This is a genomic window from Paramaledivibacter caminithermalis DSM 15212 (genome assembly GCF_900142245.1).
GTDB classification, from domain to species: Bacteria; Bacillota; Clostridia; order Peptostreptococcales; family Caminicellaceae; genus Paramaledivibacter; species Paramaledivibacter caminithermalis.
On the sequence record NZ_FRAG01000058.1, the window covers coordinates 1 to 19,306 of the forward strand.

13 protein-coding genes and 1 pseudogene are annotated in these 19,306 nt (G+C 30.7%); 13 read left to right on the forward strand and 1 reads right to left on the reverse strand.

The window, feature by feature from the left end:
- Positions 1–101, reverse strand: a pseudogene (locus tag BUB36_RS20585) (phosphomethylpyrimidine synthase ThiC); the annotation flags it as partial.
- A gap of 542 nt (positions 102–643) precedes the next feature.
- On the opposite strand from BUB36_RS20585, the gene BUB36_RS15755 reads away from it, so the two are divergent.
- The 13 genes from BUB36_RS15755 (at position 644) to BUB36_RS15810 (ending at position 18,871) form a co-directional block, all read left to right on the forward strand.
- Positions 644–1,561: a peptide arginase, FlmR/OhkR family gene (locus tag BUB36_RS15755; protein WP_073152451.1), complete on the forward strand. Its 918-nt coding sequence runs from the start codon at positions 644–646 to the stop codon at positions 1,559–1,561.
- 202 nt (positions 1,562–1,763) lie between these two features.
- Complete coding sequence (locus BUB36_RS15760) at positions 1,764–3,170, forward strand: radical SAM/SPASM domain-containing protein (RefSeq protein WP_073152454.1); 1,407 nt, start codon at positions 1,764–1,766, stop codon at positions 3,168–3,170.
- Complete coding sequence (locus tag BUB36_RS15765) at positions 3,160–4,545, forward strand: radical SAM/SPASM domain-containing protein (RefSeq protein ID WP_073152457.1); 1,386 nt, start codon at positions 3,160–3,162, stop codon at positions 4,543–4,545. The genes BUB36_RS15760 and BUB36_RS15765 overlap by 11 nt, the downstream gene beginning before the upstream one ends.
- 55 nt (positions 4,546–4,600) lie before the next feature.
- On the forward strand, positions 4,601–6,001 hold the full coding sequence (locus BUB36_RS15770; RefSeq protein WP_073152460.1) for a radical SAM/SPASM domain-containing protein: 1,401 nt from the start codon (positions 4,601–4,603) through the stop codon (positions 5,999–6,001).
- Between the two features lie 73 nt (positions 6,002–6,074).
- Positions 6,075–9,002, forward strand: a complete 2,928-nt coding sequence (locus BUB36_RS15775) for an insulinase family protein (RefSeq protein WP_073152462.1) — start codon at positions 6,075–6,077, stop codon at positions 9,000–9,002.
- A gap of 100 nt (positions 9,003–9,102) precedes the next feature.
- Positions 9,103–9,249, forward strand: a complete 147-nt coding sequence (prlA, locus tag BUB36_RS19810; protein WP_165613113.1) for a ParLac system Cys-rich RiPP peptide — start codon at positions 9,103–9,105, stop codon at positions 9,247–9,249.
- A gap of 199 nt (positions 9,250–9,448) precedes the next feature.
- Positions 9,449–10,939, forward strand: a complete 1,491-nt coding sequence (gene prlB, locus BUB36_RS15780) for a ParLac system radical SAM/SPASM peptide maturase (RefSeq protein WP_073152465.1) — start codon at positions 9,449–9,451, stop codon at positions 10,937–10,939.
- Positions 10,940–11,093: 154 nt separating this feature from the next.
- A complete protein-coding gene (locus BUB36_RS15785; RefSeq protein WP_073152468.1) occupies positions 11,094–12,023 on the forward strand; it encodes an ABC transporter ATP-binding protein in 930 nt (309 codons plus the stop codon).
- Between the two features lie 3 nt (positions 12,024–12,026).
- Entirely contained in the window at positions 12,027–12,788 is a 762-nt protein-coding gene (locus tag BUB36_RS15790) for an ABC transporter permease (RefSeq protein ID WP_073152471.1), read from the forward strand.
- A gap of 12 nt (positions 12,789–12,800) precedes the next feature.
- Positions 12,801–13,565, forward strand: coding sequence for a hypothetical protein (locus BUB36_RS15795; protein ID WP_073152474.1), 765 nt, complete (start codon positions 12,801–12,803; stop codon positions 13,563–13,565).
- A 13-nt stretch (positions 13,566–13,578) separates the two neighbouring features.
- Complete coding sequence (locus tag BUB36_RS15800; RefSeq protein WP_073152477.1) at positions 13,579–15,288, forward strand: ABC transporter ATP-binding protein; 1,710 nt, start codon at positions 13,579–13,581, stop codon at positions 15,286–15,288.
- 26 nt (positions 15,289–15,314) lie between these two features.
- Entirely contained in the window at positions 15,315–17,084 is a 1,770-nt protein-coding gene (locus BUB36_RS15805; protein WP_073152480.1) for an ABC transporter ATP-binding protein, read from the forward strand.
- A gap of 11 nt (positions 17,085–17,095) precedes the next feature.
- Complete coding sequence (locus BUB36_RS15810; protein ID WP_073152482.1) at positions 17,096–18,871, forward strand: YcaO-like family protein; 1,776 nt, start codon at positions 17,096–17,098, stop codon at positions 18,869–18,871.
- Positions 18,872–19,306 lie beyond the last annotated feature (435 nt).

Sequence of the window (19,306 nt, forward strand, 5' to 3'; positions counted from 1 at the left end):
CTGTCTTCATGCTCAGGCAGGGATTCTTTCCTATATTTTCTAGCCTTTTCAGGGTCAATGGCAAGACTAAACATTTTTTCCCAGTCAAGCTTTTGCCTTGCACTATCACATTAAAAAGCTAATTAGCTATCGACAAAAATTTACAAATAAAAAAATAAATAGGATAAAAAGTAAATAAAGGTTGACAATACATATATATACATATATACTATTTAAAAAGGCTTTATTAGAATAAAGAATATTGAAAACACTGTATTTACTAAATTAACAAATGAATAAAATATTTTGAGTAATACTTAACTTAAAGTGATATATTTCTATGGATAAAATTCGAATCAAATAGATGTAATTTTATATTTTTTCTATTAAAAATACTAGTTTGTAAATTTTACAATCGGCTAATACTAAAACAATTTAAAGAAGAATAGTTGTATTTAACACTATACAAGTTAAATTTGAGAAAAGTTGATTACTGTAATAAATTAATTATAATAACAGAACATGAGCTTTTAATCTAAATAGACATTGAAAAATGGTTTTGTATATTTTTGTGTATTATAGCTCATTTTAGAGCATGAGAGTAGTTTTTATTACCTTTGTGTATTGAGTTTCTTCCTACGATACGAAAGGAATGATTGTGATTATGGAGAAGATAAAAGCTGTAATCATTGAGGAACATAATGAAGCATTCTTAGTATGGGATTATGCCATTAGAAATAAATGGATACCAAATAAAGGTAATTTTTTACTACATGTAGATGAACATGCAGATATGGGAACTCCTTGTATGAATATTTCCATACATGAAGCTTTTAGAGAATTGCAGACAGTAAATAAACTTGTTTATGAGGAGTTTAACATAGCAACATTTATAGTACCTTCAATTTATCTTGATATTATCAATAAGGTTTTCTGGGTTAAACATAATAAATCGGGCGGAAATATAAAGGTAAAAAAGCGATTTGTATATTCTTATAAAAATGAAGGAAAGCTTTTGGTTTCTGGAGATGCAAGTTCTTTTGGAAATAACATACAAAAGCCCCGTAGCTATCATGAATATGATTATTATTGGGGAAATATCGATGATATTCTACCAAATAAAAATGTAATCCTAGATATTGACATGGATTATTTTTCTTGCGGTGGGGAACCTAGGAACTTTGGACCTCTTTATTTAGAAATAACGAGGCAGGAATATGATAGGTTTACAAATAATAGATATCATCCTATTAATTATATTAATATACCTAGAATTGAATGTCGAGATATGAATGGAAAATATTATTATGTTATTAACAACTTTGAGGTAGATATTCCCAATTATTTAAAAGTAGGTAATAAGGATATTTTAAAGCGCATAGACAAACTTGTGAAGACATTATATTCAAAGAAAATAAATCCAGAAATTATTAGTATTTGCAGATCTGCACATAGTAAGTTTACTCCAAGTGATCAAGTAAACTTTATTCAGGAGAATCTGTTGAAGGCACTAATGGAGATATATTCCCTTGAAATTATACATATAAATCAAATTGCAACTTATTACAGAGGGAAAAAATAGGAATAACAAAAACTTTAAAATATTATTTTTAAGAAACGTTGCAAGCAGATTGGTATTGTCGTCATAGATTTTTAAAGAAATTTGATTTCAAGGCAAGGACAAGCTTTTTTATAAACATGGTTTTATAAAGAAATAATCTTTTGATAAATTACTGGTTTGTGATTTTTCGAGAGTACTATTAATAATATGAGAGGTGTGAAATATGAACGCAAGTGACTTATCCAAAATTGAATATACAATTATAGATGTGTTTGACAAAAGGTATATATGGCTTCCAGAAATAATGATTTTCTTTAAAGCAAATTCGTTAGTAGAGGAGATTCTTGACCAATATAATAAAAAAGATAAAAAGGAGATTATCAATTGTTTTAAAGGAGAGAAAAAGAAAACGGTAGAAAAAATACTTCGTAAATTTTTGACCTTTGAGAAGGAAACAAAAAAATATAGATATATCATGGGGAATACGAGATTAGAGCAAGATATGTCTATCAATTCTATAGAACTAAATCCTACATATTCATGTAATCTTAGGTGTAAATATTGCTTTGCAGGGGACAGGGTTCATTTTAAAAAAGGGTACATGACGATAGATACGGCAAAACAAGCTATTGATTTTTTATTTAAAGAGGGAATAGATAAGGACACTCTTTATATTGCGTTTATAGGAGGAGAGCCTCTTATAAATATGCCTATGATTGAATTTGCTCTTAAATACAGTACAGAAAAAGCTAAAAAATATAATAAGCAAATAAATTATGCGACGACTGTAAATGGTACGCTTCTAACACGAGAAATAATGGATTTGTTTGATAGATATCAGGTTCAAGCGATGATAAGCATGGATAGTCCAGAACCAGTTGTACAGAACTTTCTTCGACCTACAGCGGGGGAAAAGGGGTCATATGATCTGATTAAAGAGAATGGATGGATAAGCATGCTGGGAAGTAAAGGGAAAAGTGCTGTTCGTTCAACGATTACACCTTATAACCTAAATTTATTTGATATTGCTAAAACGTATTATGAAGCTGGCTTTAAACATGTACATGTAGAGGAAGTAACGACAGAGGATGAAAAGTTTGTACTTACTCATAAGCATATTGAATATCTAAAAGGTGAGTATAATAGGATTGCTCAGTATTTACTTGAGGAAGTATTAAAAGGAAAAGATATAGATTCAAAACCATTGTTTAGTCGTATGTACGAAATACATAACCGTAAACCTAGATATAATTTTTGCGGTGCTTTTAATAATTCCATTGGAATTTCTCCAGAAGGAAAGTTTTATCCTTGTGATTGGATGATGGATGAACAATATAATATAGGGAGCTTAGATAGTGGTCTTGATAAAGAAAAATATAGAAGGCTTAGGGAACAGATACCTATTCCTGCAAAATGTCGTACATGTTGGGCCAGAAATTTATGTGGAATGGGGTGTAGAGCAAAGCATAAAACAGCGTATGCTCAAGGACATGAGATAGACTGTGATTTAGAGCTTCATAAATATAAATTGCAGCTTTATCTTTATTCTGAAATTGCAGAAAAAAATCCTGAGTTTTTAAAAAGATATGAGAAAAAAATTAAGTTGGGAGAAGGAGAAAATGCATCATAAGAATGAAAAATTAAGAGTATTGACTTATGAAAGTAATAACAGAAGCTTCTTTTATGATGTGTACTCAGGTATTTTTGCAGAAGCTTCACCGATTTTTAATAAAGCTATAACGTTTATGAATACACATACCAAGGAAGACACACTGTTTCTACTGTCAAAGGAGTATGATAGTGAAAGGGTAACAAGGCTTTTAAATAATTTAGATAACATTTATAAAGAGGTAAAAGATTCGAGAAAATCACTGAATAGAGCATCAGGCTTGTTTGCAGCGAAAAATTTATGGTTAAATGTAGTGCATGATTGCAATATGAATTGTATATATTGCTTTGCTGATGGAGGAAGGTATAAGAATAAAAAAATGTATATGTCAATAGATATGGCAAAAAAGTGTATTGACTATTGGCGTAAAAATATTGGGGATTATAAAAAGCTACAGGTCTATTTCTTTGGAGGAGAACCATTTTTAAATCAGGAAACTATTAAGTATTCTATAGATTATATAAATCATCTATTTAGGAAAACAGATAAAAAAATAGTATACAACATTACCACAAATGGAACGATTTATGATGATGATTTTGTTAAAATGCTTGCTTCAAATAATGTAGTATTATCTCTCAGTATAGATGGAACTCCAGAGATACATGATTGTCAAAGAAGATTCGTTTCGGGTAAGGGGTCGTACAAAATCATTGCCAAGAATATAGAAAGATTTAGGAAATATTATAAAGAATTAAATGGAAATCTTGTTGTCACAAAAAAAAGTGTCAGTCATTTAAAGGAATCAGTAGAGCATTTATGGGAAATGGGTTGTCAGAATGTTACGTTTTTTATTTCCATAACAGAAGATAAAACTCTTTCCTTTACAAGTGAAGAGCTTGATGATTTATTTTATCAAATACATCAAATAAATCTGGCAACACTTGAAAATATTCTTCAATATAAATCTGAAGTATGTGGAAATACTTTAGCTATTTGCAAAAAAATGCATAAAAATGCCATCCAAAGTGGATGTGCTTTTCAGAACAATATGTCTATTGTATTTGGTCCTGATGGAACAATTTACAAGTGCTATGAGCTATTGGGAGAAAGGGAGTTTGTTTTAGGTCATGTCGACAATGCAAAGTCTTGGGAATCTATATGTAAAGAATTTTTGGAGCCAATCGAGAAGCGAGAGTGTAATAATTGTTGGGCTTTGAGATTGTGTAATGGTGGTTGTGCTTATGACAGCTATATTAATAATAGGAATATAAATAAGCCTTATGATATAAGTTGTGCTTTGGTAAAGTACCTTATTAAGGAAGCGGTACAGATGTATAGTGAACTATATATACATATGCCAGAAAGCTTAGATAAAATATTTCAGAGTTCCTAGGTATGTAATTATATAATAAGATATTTTTTTGATATTCAAGGAGGTGAAATTCAATATGTTAAAGACACCATTGAATATAAATGTCATGAAATATAATAAAGAGGGCAAATATTTCTTTTATGATTTTGACTCAGGAACAATGGGAGGATCTTCGCCTATATTAAATGATATTTTTGACATGATTCCACAACATACGACGAAAGAAATTTTAGAGAAATTAAGTAAAAACAAATATACTACTGAGAATATTGAAACATGCCTAAGACAATTAGGTGATTTATATGAAAAAGGAAAACTATTTTCAAAACAGTATTTAAAAGTAGAACAAAAAAAAGAAAAGTTATCCCATTTATGGCTTAATATTGCACACCAATGCAATATGAGATGTATATATTGCTATGCACATGGAGGAAATTATGGTGGAGATTCTATGTTTATGGATAAAGAGACCGCTAAAAAATGTATAGATTATTGGTATAAAAATCTTGATAACAGTTCCAAATCATACATATTTTTCTTTGGAGGAGAGCCATTTTTGAATAAGGAAATTATCTATTTTTCAATAAATTATATAAATGAACTTTTTAAACCTCTTGGGAGAAAGGCTTTTTATAGTATTACTACAAATGGGACTATATATGATGAGGATTTTGCTAGATTTTTAGCTAAAAACGATGTAGCACTGCTTTTTAGCATTGATGGGGATGAAAAAATACAAAATAGTAATCGCCCCTTTGCTTCAGGAAAAGGTAGTTATGCTGTGGTTTATGACAATATAAAAAAATTTAACCAATTATTCAAAAAAATGCATGCTACAATTGTAGTAACGAAGAAAAGTATTCCGAAATTGAAGGATTCTGTAATGCATCTTTGGGATTTAGGATTTAATGAGGTTGCGAGTTCGATTGTTATTACACAAGATCAAGAAATGTCTCTTACCAATGATTCTCTCAAGGAGTTGCATAGTCAGGTTTCCGAATTAAATAAGATTATGTATGAAAACATATTGAGTAGGAGGCATCGGCTCTATACCAATACATATCGTCTTTGCATGAGTATACACAATAATCTTAAAGGTTCTGATTGTTCTTTTCAGGCAGATACTGCTGTAATGTTTACTCCAGAAGGGGATATGCATAAATGTCATCGACTTATTGATAAAAAAGAGTTTTCTTTATGTAATGTAGGTGAAGCTCAAGAGTGGTCTGAAGCAAATCGAAGCTTTGTAGAACCTCTAGAAAATAGAGTTTGTAAAGACTGCTGGGCAGTACAATTGTGTGGAGGGGGATGTCCCCATGAAGGTTATGTATATAATAATGATTTGAATAAGCCTTTTGAGGTTACATGTAGGCACACAAAGTTTTTAATTGAGGAAGCCATTAAGCTTTATTTCAATATTTATGTTGATATGCCAGAGCATATTAACGATATTTTCGGTATGCATAATAAAAGCTAAATATGTTATATTAGGTTAGCATAATAGGGTGAATTGTATTTTTACTGAATGTGATAAGGAGTTGCGGTGTTTTATGTTGAAAACGGATTTAAGAGAAGGAATGAGATTATATGGCTTTACCGTAGAATTTATTAAAGAACTTAAAGAATATGATGCTGTGTCTATTGAGCTTTCTCATGATATTACAGGTATGAAAGTGTGGCATTTATATTGTGATAATCATGAAAACCTGTTTGCATATATAGTAAAAACTTTACCTGATGATAACAGAGGAATACCCCATGTTTTGGAGCATTGTGTGTTAAGGGGATCAAAAAGATTTCCTTCTAATGATCCGTTTTCTTATTTGTTAAAATCTAGTATGAGCACTTATTTAAATGCATGGACAATGCCCGATAAAACGGTGTATTTGGGGAGCAGTATAAATTATAAGGATTTTTTTAATCTTATGATTGTAATAGGGGATGCAGTTTTTTCACCGTTGCTTAGAGAAAAAGCTTTTTATGAGGAAGCATTTTGTATATCGAATAAAATGCGTATGAACAATGATATGGAAATAAGTGGAGTTGTTTTCAATGAGATATTAAGCAAATATTCATCTCAAATTCCTATTGTTCGGAAACATTCCATTCAGTCTGTATTTCCAGATGTATCTTATCGTTTTGATCATGGCGGAGTACCAGCAGAGATCATAGATCTTTCAAATAGTGATATTAAGGCTTTTCATAAAAAATGGTATCATCCTTCAAATTCTAGGGTATTTGTAGCTGGAGCTATAAGAACTGAAGAGCATTTAAAAATATTATCAAATTACATTCTTAAGAATTGTTTAAAATCAAGTATTGATCAAGAGCGTACTCTTCGTCAACCTAGATGGAGAAAGCCTAGATTTATAGAATGTTCGTGTCCTGAGAATATATCGATTTGCAATAATGATAAAATAATACTTACAATGAATTGGCTAATGGAATCCGTTACTGATGTTATGTATGTTACGGTAATGGAGATTTTATCTGAGATATTGACAGGGAATGAAGGAGCGGTATTGAGAAGGGCATTGCTTAAGTCGAAATTGGTAGGAGAGATACATAATTTTACAGGGGTTGATACGGACTATAGCGATGTAGTTTATAGCCTTTCTATGGGAGGTATAAAGGAAGAAGATATATGTATGGTAGAGAGAGTGGTTTTTGATGAATTGAATAAAATAGTTAAAAAAGGCATTGATGAACAAAACATAAGGGCAGCTGTTCATACTGTTAGAATTCGAAATAAGGAGATTAAACGAATAGGGGGACCATATACGCTCATGCTTTTAAGAAGAGCTCTCAATGGATGGTCTAATGGTTTGCCTCCTCATAAAGTTCTTGCTTTTGATCTTCGAATTAAGAATTTTGAAGATAATGTTAAACAGGATATGTTATACTTATCAAAGTTTATAGAGAAAAATTTTCTTTTAAATCTACATAGATCGACCGTTTTAATAAGACCTGATTCAGCATATGTTAAAAAACATATGGCTTATATTAAAGAGAAAGTTAGCTTGATGCACAAAAGCGATTTTAAGAGGCTTAATAAAGAAATGATTGAAAACAGCGAAGAAAAGCTTCAACTTCCATATCCTCTTAGTGTAAGAGATATACCGAGGAATTTAGAAAAGTATCCTGTTGAAAGGGATATGCTATTAAATACAATTCCGATATATTGGAATGATATATATACAAATGATATTGTTTATATTGACATATTATTTGATATTAAAAATTTACCTAAGGATTTACATTTATTACTTCTCTTTTGGGGGAAGGCAATGGTCTTATATGGTTTACCAGAGATATCCTATGAAAAAGCGGCTCTTCTATTATCAGATACTACAGGTGGAATCCATTTTTGTGCAAATGCAGGAAAAACTTTAGATAATTCTTATGGATATAAGGCTTATTGTATGTTTTCATTTAAGTGTTTTCATTGGAATTTTGATGAAGCATTGAATTTAGTAGTTAAGTTGTTAAACAAAACATGTTTTTATGAAGAGGATAGGTTAAAAGAATTGTATGAGGAATATAGAAATAACAGACTGTGCAGTATGGCGTCTAATGCAGGTAGCATGGTTACTAATCGTGTGAAGAGTCGCTTATCAGAAGCATACATGCTTGAGGATATTTGGGATGGAGTAGAGCAAATATGTTATTTAAAAAATGCTAGGAATGTAACATTATTGAATATTGATGAAATAGCAGAAAACTTAAATAGAATGACATCACTTATTATCGATAGAGATAGCATGGTACTAAATGTGACGACACAAAAAGAATATTTTCCAAATATTAGGAGCGCATTTAAAAATCGAATTTCCTTGTTTCCAAAGGGGTGTCGTAAAAAACTTATAAGTAGGAAAACAATTCAAGGTTTTCAAGGAAAAACGGAGATTATGTTAACATCATGTGCTACAAGTTTTGTAGGAAAAGCTTTGAGAGGAGCTGCTTTTGGGACAAAAGAGGAGGTATCTCAGAAGGTTTTAGCACATATGTTAAAAACGGGGTATCTATGGAAAAATGTTAGACAACAAAATGGAACCTATGGAGTGCAGGTTATTTCTGATGGATTTGAGGGCATATTTGCATTAATGTCAATGTATGACCCATGTATTAATGAGACATTACAAGTGTTTGAAAAAGCTTTTGAATATTTAAAAAATGCAGAACTAACTGATGATAGGTTAAAGCAATCTATATTTGGGGTTTTGGGTCAAGAGTTGACTCCTTTGAGTCCTTTTGCAAAAGGCAGAGTGGCACTAAATCGTCAGCTTTTTGGTATGAAAGAAAAGCTGTTGGAAATGAGGCATGAGTATTTTTTAACATTAGGTATTAAAGATTTAAAAAAATGTATTGAACTATTACAAATGCAACTTGATAAGAGCTATGAAGTTATATTAACCAATGAGACAGAAATGAAACATATAAATAAGTGCGGAGTAGATACACTATATACTTACTTATGATAAAGAAGTTCTAGATTAAGATGAAGTTCAGTTAGATACGTTGGTGTTTTGTAGCTTTACTGCGGGTGGCTAATTTTGAGATAAGAAAGGGGAATGAGAGATGGAAAAAATAAAGCTTACTGATGAGGAAATGATCAAGATTATAAACAATAAACCTGAGGAAATGCCAGAGGATATGGCGGTTTGTTTCATTGGATGCAGAGGCGATGCATGCTCAAGATGTGATGGGGTTTGTTTTTGGGGTTAACTACTGGAAATTAAAAATATAATTGGTTTGTGTAAAGAAGTAAGAAATATTTGATTAATTAAAGGATATTACTAATTACATAATCAAATAGCTTTTCCGCAGTAAAGCTGCAAAATATCAAGGTTCTATAAACGACAATTGAAGTAAGCCTTCATAATAAACAATCATTGAAATTAAAAAGAAACTGGGAGGCATGAAGATGAACTATGAAGATTATTTAATACGTAATACAAATGAGAACAAAGCAGTATATTTTAAAATAAAAGATAAATTTTTTTTATACAGTATGAAAGCAGGTGTGTTTGTAGAAGTCAAGGAACCGTTGTACAAAGCATTAAAAGATTGGGACGGAAAATCTCATGAGACGTTGGAATCTGTTTTAAGTGCTGAGGGTATACATATTAATTCAAAAAAATTACTAGAGAATTTGTTTTTTTCTCCTTTGTCGGATTTAGGTAATAAGTCAGCCTTCAATATTGAAAAAAATCGTCCAAGCAATTTTTGGATTTTGGTTACCGATGCCTGTAATCTTAAATGTACTTATTGTTATCATAATGAGGAAGGAAAGAAAAAATGGAATACTAATATGAGTAAGGAAACTGCTGAAAAAGCAGTGGATTTATTTTTTTCAAAATATGCTGCTGATTATGTTGTTGTCAATTTCTTTGGGGGAGAACCATTGTTAAACTTTTCTTTGATTGAAGAAATAGTGCCTTATATAATAGAAAAATCAAAACAGTTTAATAAAGAAATACAATTTACTATATCAACAAATGGGGTATTTGTTACACATGAGATTGCTAAATTTTTTAAAAGGTATAATTTTTTTGTTACAGTTAGCATAGATGGGGGAGAAGAACAACACAATAAAACGAGAAAGCTTTTAAACGGAGAAGGAAGTTTTAGAAAAGTGAGAGAAGGGGTTAATATATTAGGACAACACATGGAATACTTAGGTGCACGTATGACTGTAACAAAGGAGAATGTAGGGTATTTAAATGAAAGCTTTGAACAACTTTTTTCGATGGGTTTTGATAGTGTAGCTTATAAGCTGGCAGGTGCATGCGACGACAGTTTTGTTATTAGTATGGCGGACGTTGAAATATTTGAAAGAGAAATAAAAAAAATAGCGGCAACCTTTAAAAGGCGGTTAATGAGAGGAGATATAAAGGTAGCAGATCGTATTTTGCAGTGGATTAAGAAAATAAATAAAAGACCTTTAAAAAGCGAATGTCCATTTGCAACTAATGGAAAGATAGTCGTTGACCCTCTAGGTCATTTTTATGGTTGCCAAGAAGCTGTAGGTAATTTTTCTTTTATAGTTGGAGATATATATAATGGTATTGATAATGATAAAATCAGAAGTTTAGCTCCACCACTCATACATAATAGAAAGGGATGTAAAAACTGTTGGATGAATGAGTTGTGTGATGGTATGTGTTACTATGCTGGTTATGTTAAATATGGTCATTTTAATACACATGTTGAAGAAAGTTGTATTGAAATTCAAAAGAGCTTCTTAGAGAGCTTGTTCTTATATGGAGAATTGTATATAGAAAACAAAGAATATTTAAATCAAATCATAAAATGTCAATATACAGATGTAGATAAATTAAGGGAATATGTTTTAGCGAACCCATCTTTTTTTAAATTACAAGAGAATAGTGCTTTTACTGGGGGGGTTCTTTAGATGCAAAGAGAGGCCATTATTTTTTCATTTTATGGATATATGGAATAATTATGCAGACAAGTAGTTTTATATTGCCAGTTGTTAATTAGAAAGCCCCCTATCCATGACTTGTGATTATGAGTTTTAACTAAAGTGATACAAAGGGAGTGAAAATATGTCAAAGAATATATTGGAAATTGAAGGTATAAGCAAGACCTTCCTAGGGAATTTTAAGGCAGTTCAGAATCTTAGTCTAAAGGTTGAAGAAGGAGAAGTATGTGGTTTTCTTGGACCTAATGGAGCAGGTAAGACAACAACTATACGGATGATTCTAGGATTAATTAAGCCAGATGATGGGAACGTGTTTATAGACGGTCATTCGATAAAAGAAGATAAGCTTACAGCCTTAAAAAAAGTTGGAGCTTTGGTTGAGGGACCTGCTTTTTATGAATATCTTTCAGGAAGAGATAATCTAAAGGCTTTTGCTGCTTATTCAGGAGATATACCGCAAAGCAGAATTGAGGATGTGCTTGGTATAGTAGGGCTTAGTGATAGAGGTAAAGATAAGGTGCGACATTACTCCTATGGAATGAAGCAGAGGTTAGGCATAGCACAAGCGCTGTTAATACAGCCTCGATTGCTTATTCTTGATGAACCGACAAATGGTTTAGATCCCCATGGAATTCAAGAAATCCGTCTTTTAATAAAGAGGCTTAGCAAAGAAACAGGTGTAACGATTTTGCTTTCTAGTCACATTCTTGCAGAAGTGGAACAGATTTGTAATAAGGTTGCAATTATTGACAAGGGAGTATTAAAGGCAAGCGGAGATGTAAAACAACTTTTAAATCCTGAAAAAAAGATTTATGAGATAGCAAGTAATGATTATAAGAAACTTTTAAAAGACTTAAAAAGCTTGAATAATATAACCATCTTAAAAGAACATGATGAAAAAACTGGCAATATTTCATTTCATACTGGAAACTGGAATCCAGAAGATGTTTTGGTTGAACTTGTGAAGAAAGGTTCGCGTATTACATTGTTTGCACCAAAAAAAATTACTCTGGAGGATTTCTTTTTTCAGATTACTAAAGAGGAGGATGATTAGAAAATGAAATATCTTCCAATAGAAATGAAGAAAATATTTAAATCTATTGAATCAAAAATAAGCTATGTTTTTGTTTTCGTTATTGTATTATCTATTATGTTAGGCTTTAAATTTCAGTCCAAACAACATATAAGCAGTATAGATATGGTTTTTATTACACTAGGTAACTTTAGTCGCTATATAATGCTTCATTTAGTGATGATTTTAATGACTAGCTTAATTGTGGCAGGAGAGTTTAATCAAGGGACCTATCGATATATTATGCTAAGGCCTGTTTCCATAAAGAATTTGATTTTCAATAAATATATTGCCCTATGGCTTTTTGCAGGCATGATTCTTCTTATTACAGCTGCCTTGAGTTTTTTTGTTGGAATAATACTTTTTGAACATGGACAGCTTCATGGAGAAGGTTTTACGATTCTTAGTCGACCAATCATAAGATTTATTATTTTTTATGTGGGAACATGGATTAATGCAGTTTTTATTATTTCATTTACAACCTTTTTTTCAGTGATTTTAAAGCATAATATTAATACGATTGTTATTACTTTTAGTGTGTTATTTATTATTTTATTTTTTACAAGGTTTGTAAGTGATGAAGTTTTAGATTGGACTCCAATTAATTATTTTACGTTAAAACCCTATATTTTTACTGAAATAATAAAGTGGAGAGATATCTTTTTTGGTATTTTTGTAACACTTGTATATAGTGGTATATTTACAGGATTAAGCTATGTCAAATTGAAAATGGAAGATATATTATAAGGGGAAGTGAGAATGTTGAATGTAGTTTTGGTGGAGTTGAAAAAAATTTTTAAAATGCAGCTTGTGCGCCTTGTTTTTATTTTCGGATTGATTTTTAGTCTGTTTAGTCTTTTATTTTGGTTAAATCATGAAGGTCCTGTTTCGGCTTTTTCAATTCCTGTCAGTACACTAAATAACCTTACGCAAACGCTTGTTATTGTCATTTTTGTAGGGTTTACAGGATATATATATGGAGTGGAAATACAATCAAAAACCTTAAAGATTATAAAAGCTAAGAATATACCTGATTGGAAAGTATTAGCATATAAATATATAGCTGCTTTTATAACGATTTTGATATTCATTTTATTCATAGGTATATTTATATTTTCCATATCTACTATATTATTTCCTTTGTTGGATTTTCATGTAAAATACGATAGTGAATTAATAATGGCAGAAAAGGGTTTAATTTCCATATTTCTTGCATATATTTTTGAAGCGGTGCCGCTTTTCTTCGTAGCCTGTCTTTGTCTTACGATTACAATATTTTTGAATTCGGCGGTACTTGGTATTATATCAACATTTTTCTTTTTTATTCTATGTAAGCTTGCGGAAAGTATTAGCATGATAAAAATATTTCTTCCTTCGTACCATATTTTAATATGGCAGGATATCGTTAGGGCAGAACCGAATTGGAGTGAAATAGGCACAAAGGTTGCCATTACAGCTGGTTATTGTGTTTTGTTATACATGTTGGCACTGTTGTTTTATCAGCGGAAGGAGGTTAAGGATTAGGGGTATGAATTATATGTCCGACGATATGTCTAGTAAGTGCTTCAAACCTTTGGAAATACTTAAAAAACTTATAAGACTTAATTCAAAGTATATTCCTCATCAAATTATTTTGGTATTGGCTATTCTTTTATCTTCTTTTTTGGAAATTGTTGAAATCGATGCTTTTAAACAGATGATTGATGCTGCTATAAATAGCGATAAGACCATGCTACTGAAGAATTTTTTTGTGGCTTTTGGTGTAATTGTGTTTAATGGGATTCTATATTTTTCTGCCAATTATTTTGGATTAATCTTGGATCAGATGTCAACATTAAATATTCAAGCTATTTTAGTGAGGAAAATATTTAAAATACAGGTATTGCACTTAAAACGCTACCATTCTAATGATATATTATCTCGAGTAAATGAGTCTGTTTACGAGGCTCAAACAGGTATATTAGGGGGGACAAGACAAATCTTTCATAATGTAATAATAATATGTATGACATTGGGATATCTTTCAACTGTAAATATTAGATTAATACTGGTTGTCGTCCCCTTTGTTTTTGTCGTCCCCTTCTTTATAAATATGTTTTCCCATCAACTTCGTATATTTTATTACGAAGAACAGATATGCAAAGCAAAAAAGGATGCTTTAACCAAAGACACGATAGAGTCTTTTGAAATAATAAAGGCTTTTTCTTTAAAGGATAAATTCAAGAATAAGTATCGATGTAAATATTCAGAAATACAAAAAAGAAGAAAGAAGATATATTTTTTTAGTGGAATTATTGAACACTTGGAAAGCTTTTTAGTGATGGCAGGAGAATTTTCAATTATTGCATATGGAGCATTTTTATATACGAAAGGTGATATTAAAATTGGTGGTATTATCAGTTTTTTAATACTTTTTGAGAGGTTAATTTATCCTTTTTCATCTATAGTTAATATGTGGCCTAACTTGCAGAAAGCGATTTCTAGTGGTTTTAGGTTTATGGAATTATTAGATATGCCAGAAGAAGTATGTGAAAAAAAGAAGCGTTTTATGAATAATAAGTGTAACTATCAGGGTTTGTATATCGATGGGATATATAAAAGATACGATAATGAATCTTTTGTTTTGAAAAATATATCTTTTAAAGCAGCATTAGGTGAGAAAGTGTTGATATATGGAGACAGCGGAGAAGGCAAAAGTACGCTTGTGAGTATTCTTATTCGATTATTTGAGCCCGAACAGGGTAATATTTTTTGGAAAGGAGTATCCATATACGATTATGAACTTTCTGAATGGAGGTGTAAAATAGCTTATGTATCACAAGAGCTACGGGTTTTTACGGGAACTATTCTTGATAATATACAATATGGAAATATAAATATGCCTGAAGATAAAATATATTATTTAACAAAGGTGTTGGGGATTTATGATAGTATTATGAAAAAAGAGAAGGGTTTTTTTACCGAAATTGGTATGAATGGAGTTCAGCTTTCAGGTGGAGAACTTCAAAGGTTGACGATTGCACGTGCACTTATCAAAGATGCTGATATCATAATATTGGATGAGCCGTCTTCATATTTGGATGCTGAAAACGAGTTGAAGATGGTAGCATTGATAGATGAACTTTTTGTGGGTAAGTTAGTGATTATTATATCACATAAGACTACTTTTTTTCATAGGGCAGACAAGATATTGGAATTAAAAAACGGACAACTCTATGAATATCGAGCGGATGCACAAGCCTTTTAGTTCTTCAATGAAAGGGGGATAGGAAAATGATTAATATAACTGATACCGATGGGGCTTTTGAAAAAAGCTATTCAAATATATATATATTAAAGAAGCTTTTTTATATTAGTAAAGATGTTAATCAATTCTTTGTTGCAGGCATCTTTTTAATGCTGGCCGATGTTATTTTTTCTGTAGGTTTTGTTGCATATTTGGGAAAAATTATTGATCTTATTAAAGAGGGTAAAAGCAATAAGGTATTTTTTATACTAAAGAGTAGCATACCATTTATTTTTATACTTATTCTACTTGTTTGGTTAGGACAGTATATGCGTAAATATTACCAGTCATTGGTAGTAGAAAAAGTTTCGACGTATATATATGATCATATGATAGAAATATCATGGACTAATATGCAAGAAATAGATAAGAGTGATTTAATTTACAGGCTTAATTCTGATACTGAAAAAATAGGGGCTCTAATTATTGAAAGATTTTTTACTATTATACAGGATGTATTTATATGTGTGTTTGCATTGATATATCTTTGTTCAATAAATCTTATTGTGGCGGTTATTACCCTTATACTATCGTTAATTATGTTTGGATTTAGTCGTATTTTTGATCGTACGATAAAAAGTATTTCCAAAAACATTTTATCGTTATATGGAGTTATAACGGGTATGATCATCGAATTTATTCAAGGTATGTCCATAATTAGAGTATTTAATCTTCAGGATCTGTTTATCCATAAATATTTGAATAGTTTGAATAATGGCAAAAAGCTTATAAAAAAGCGTATTCTTATGACTAGTGTTATAAATAAATTTATACCTGTACTAAACAAGTTTATCGTTATATTCGTGACTTTTTTTATTTGTAGCCAAGCTATAAAAGGGGTTATATCAATTGGCGCTATTCTCTCTTTTATATTTTTAATAGAACGTGTACAAAGACCCATTTTAAACATCAGTAGTTCATGGACACATATGCAGCAAGGATTTGCTTCGGCAGAGAGGCTTTTTTCTTTGCTTTCTATCCCCATTGAGATGGAAGGTGAAATAAAAGACGAACCATTCCTTGATGAAGAAAAGGCTGTTGAATTAATTAATGTAAGCTATAAAAGTGAAAATATGCATGATATCCTTAAGAAGTTAAATCTTACGATTTATAAAGGTGAAAAAGTGGCACTAGTAGGTCCAAGTGGTTGTGGAAAAACAACATTAGCAAGGATGATTTTAACGTTGATATTTCCTTGCGAAGGAATGGTAAGAATATTTGGTTTTAATGTAAAGAATAAATTGGGAATGGTAAGGCAATTGATTTCATATGTACCTCAATTTTTTAATTTGTTTACGGGAACAGTTAAGGAAAATATTGCCTATGGATCTGTCCATGAGAATATTACTTTTGAAAATATAGAATTAGCAGCAAAAAAAGCTCAAGCTGATCATTTTATAAAAAAATTGTTTAATGGTTATGATTCTGTTGTAACAGAATTGGGGTGCAACCTTTCTGGAGGACAACAGCAGCGTATTGCTATTGCTAGAGCTTTTTTAAGAGATGCTCCTATATTAATTTTAGATGAGCCAGATTCAGCATTAGATTCACAACTTGAAAATGATATTATAGAATATCTGATGGAGCTTCCAAAGGACAAAACAGTTATATTAATTGCTCATAAGTTTTATACGCTTGAATGGGTTGACAAAATAGTAGTTATGGAGGATGGACAAATCATAGAACAGGGGAAATTTGAGGATTTGATAAGATTGAGGGGACGTTTTTATGAAATTTATAAACAACAGAAACGATAGGTGGGATTAACATGTATCAAAACGGTAAAGATAGCATGCCTGAGCAAACCATACAGAGGATTAGAGATATTTTACATGATATAGGGCTATTTTATCATGAAGAAGATTGGACAGTGCATATAAAAAACTGTCATGCAGTTAGATTGAAGATTGAGGGTTTTAATGGAAAAGGTGTAAATGGTAAGGGAATATCAAGGCTATATGCTTTGGCTAGTGCATATGGGGAATTAATGGAAAGACTTCAGTGTGGAATGATGTTTAAGAGAAATTATGGTTTAATGCGAGATATTGTACTTTCTTATCCAGAAGAAAAAAACGAGAATATATTGGATATGGTTGAAAAATCTAATGAATTTTTTACAAAAATGTTTAAAATAAATATGGAAGAGATTGAAAAGGTTTTTAAAAATGAAAAGCTAAATTGCTTATCATATTATCATGTAAACACCAACACCGTGGTGAATTTGCCAGAACCTTTGATAAAGATGACTGCAGGTTCTAATGGAATGTGTGCTGGAAATACAGATAGTGAGGCTATTGTACAAGGATTATCTGAAATAGTAGAGCGCTACGTTGCGAGTCAAATATCCAATGAAAAGGTGATCTTTCCCAATATACCACTTGAAGAGGTTAACAGTAGTGTTATTCGTGAAATGATTGAGGATATGATTTGCAAGGGATATAGACTTATAATAAAGGATTGTACTCTTGGAGGTATTTACCCTTGTGTAGGTGTAATTATTTTGGATAGTAGATTAATGAAGTATACGATTTCATTGGGGGCTCATCCTGTTTTTGATATTGCTTTGCAACGGTGTATTACTGAGGCTTTTCAGGCAAGTCAAGTAAATCATAAAATGTATCCGTTTCATATACTTTTTGAAGATGATAATAACAAAAGATTTACTGTAGATCAAGCGATAATTGGGGCATATATAGGAAATATTAATCTGTTGGAAGAAAGAGAGCAAAGTAAAGTATACAAGAAGGCCTTTCAAGAAAATGTTAATTCAAATGAGGATCTACTTGATTTTATGTGCAAAAAAATAATAGATCAGAAATTTGATATTTACATAAGGGATTGTTCTTATTTTGGATTTCCAGCTTTTCGCATTTATGTAAATGGAATGTCAGAAATATATCAATATTCAGCTGATGAATTACATGGTATATATGAAGATAATCATTTAATTAAAAGATATTTATTAAATATTAAACAGTGTAGTCAAGAAGATTTAAAAGAATTGGCAATCTGTCTTGAGAAAATGGTCCAGAAAAATCTTTTTAGCGGAGTAGATTTATATAACATATGTGATGTAATATTTGAATCTGGCACTGATATTCAATTTCTATTAGAAAATCCTAACTTTTTCATATCAATTATCTACACTCGATTGGCTAATTATGAGAAAGCTTATGAGTATTTAAAGAAATATATTGATAAAAATAGTTATAAAATATCAAATATACAATATTTTATTTGTGTGATGCACTATTTCAAGTTAAATATTTCTGGGCAGATGGACAAATCTGCTGTAGAAGAAATATTGACGTCTATTTATGGATCTTTGGCAAAAGAGGTAATTAAAGATATTTTAGATTCTAAGAATATTTTTAAAAATTATGACTTACCTAATTGTAGTGATTGCTCCTTATGCTCTTATAGTGATAAGTGTGCTTATTCTTTATGGCTACAGTACACAAAAAATTTGCAACAAAAAGTTGATATCTATCCAAGCAAACAGGAGAAGTTATGTAAATTATTCCAAGCTGCAAACTATATTTAGGGGCTTCTAATCTTTAAGATGATATATTTATTAGACGAGAATGTATTGATTTTTTAAGGCAAGAGGACTTATCATGCTATACCTAAATAGGGATAAGGCTTGAATTATTTCCTTTTTCTATTACTCTATTAAAGATAACCAACTCTAAAGTATTATAGATTTCATAGAAAAAATGTAGAAGCCTTCATTATTTTCTATGAAATTTATATTAAGTTATTTATAATGTTGGTTATCTATATGTTAGCGATTTTAATAAGTAAATTTTTTAAGCCTTATCCCTTAAATTCATATAAGAAGCTATTAAACTCTTCTTAATTGATTTTTCAATTTTTTAGCAGCAAAATAAGGTTTAGTAGATGCCATTATATATGACATTACAGCTATTCCATCAGCTCCAGCTTCAGTAGCACCTCTAATATTACTTTCATTAATTCC

What these genes read in the sequence shown, in the direction of transcription:
- prlB (WP_073152465.1), top strand. Translation starts at nt 9,449, where the DNA reads ATGAACTATGAAGATTATTTAATACGTAATACAAATGAGAACAAAGCA.
- BUB36_RS15760 (WP_073152454.1), top strand. Translation starts at nt 1,764, where the DNA reads ATGAACGCAAGTGACTTATCCAAAATTGAATATACAATTATAGATGTG.
- BUB36_RS15805 (WP_073152480.1), top strand. Translation starts at nt 15,315, where the DNA reads ATGATTAATATAACTGATACCGATGGGGCTTTTGAAAAAAGCTATTCA.
- BUB36_RS15795 (WP_073152474.1), top strand. Translation starts at nt 12,801, where the DNA reads ATGTTGAATGTAGTTTTGGTGGAGTTGAAAAAAATTTTTAAAATGCAG.
- BUB36_RS15770 (WP_073152460.1), top strand. Translation starts at nt 4,601, where the DNA reads ATGTTAAAGACACCATTGAATATAAATGTCATGAAATATAATAAAGAG.
- BUB36_RS15755 (WP_073152451.1), top strand. Translation starts at nt 644, where the DNA reads ATGGAGAAGATAAAAGCTGTAATCATTGAGGAACATAATGAAGCATTC.
- BUB36_RS15800 (WP_073152477.1), top strand. Translation starts at nt 13,579, where the DNA reads ATGTCCGACGATATGTCTAGTAAGTGCTTCAAACCTTTGGAAATACTT.
- BUB36_RS15785 (WP_073152468.1), top strand. Translation starts at nt 11,094, where the DNA reads ATGTCAAAGAATATATTGGAAATTGAAGGTATAAGCAAGACCTTCCTA.
- BUB36_RS15790 (WP_073152471.1), top strand. Translation starts at nt 12,027, where the DNA reads ATGAAATATCTTCCAATAGAAATGAAGAAAATATTTAAATCTATTGAA.
- BUB36_RS15810 (WP_073152482.1), top strand. Translation starts at nt 17,096, where the DNA reads ATGTATCAAAACGGTAAAGATAGCATGCCTGAGCAAACCATACAGAGG.
- BUB36_RS15765 (WP_073152457.1), top strand. Translation starts at nt 3,160, where the DNA reads ATGCATCATAAGAATGAAAAATTAAGAGTATTGACTTATGAAAGTAAT.
- prlA (WP_165613113.1), top strand. Translation starts at nt 9,103, where the DNA reads ATGGAAAAAATAAAGCTTACTGATGAGGAAATGATCAAGATTATAAAC.
- BUB36_RS15775 (WP_073152462.1), top strand. Translation starts at nt 6,075, where the DNA reads ATGTTGAAAACGGATTTAAGAGAAGGAATGAGATTATATGGCTTTACC.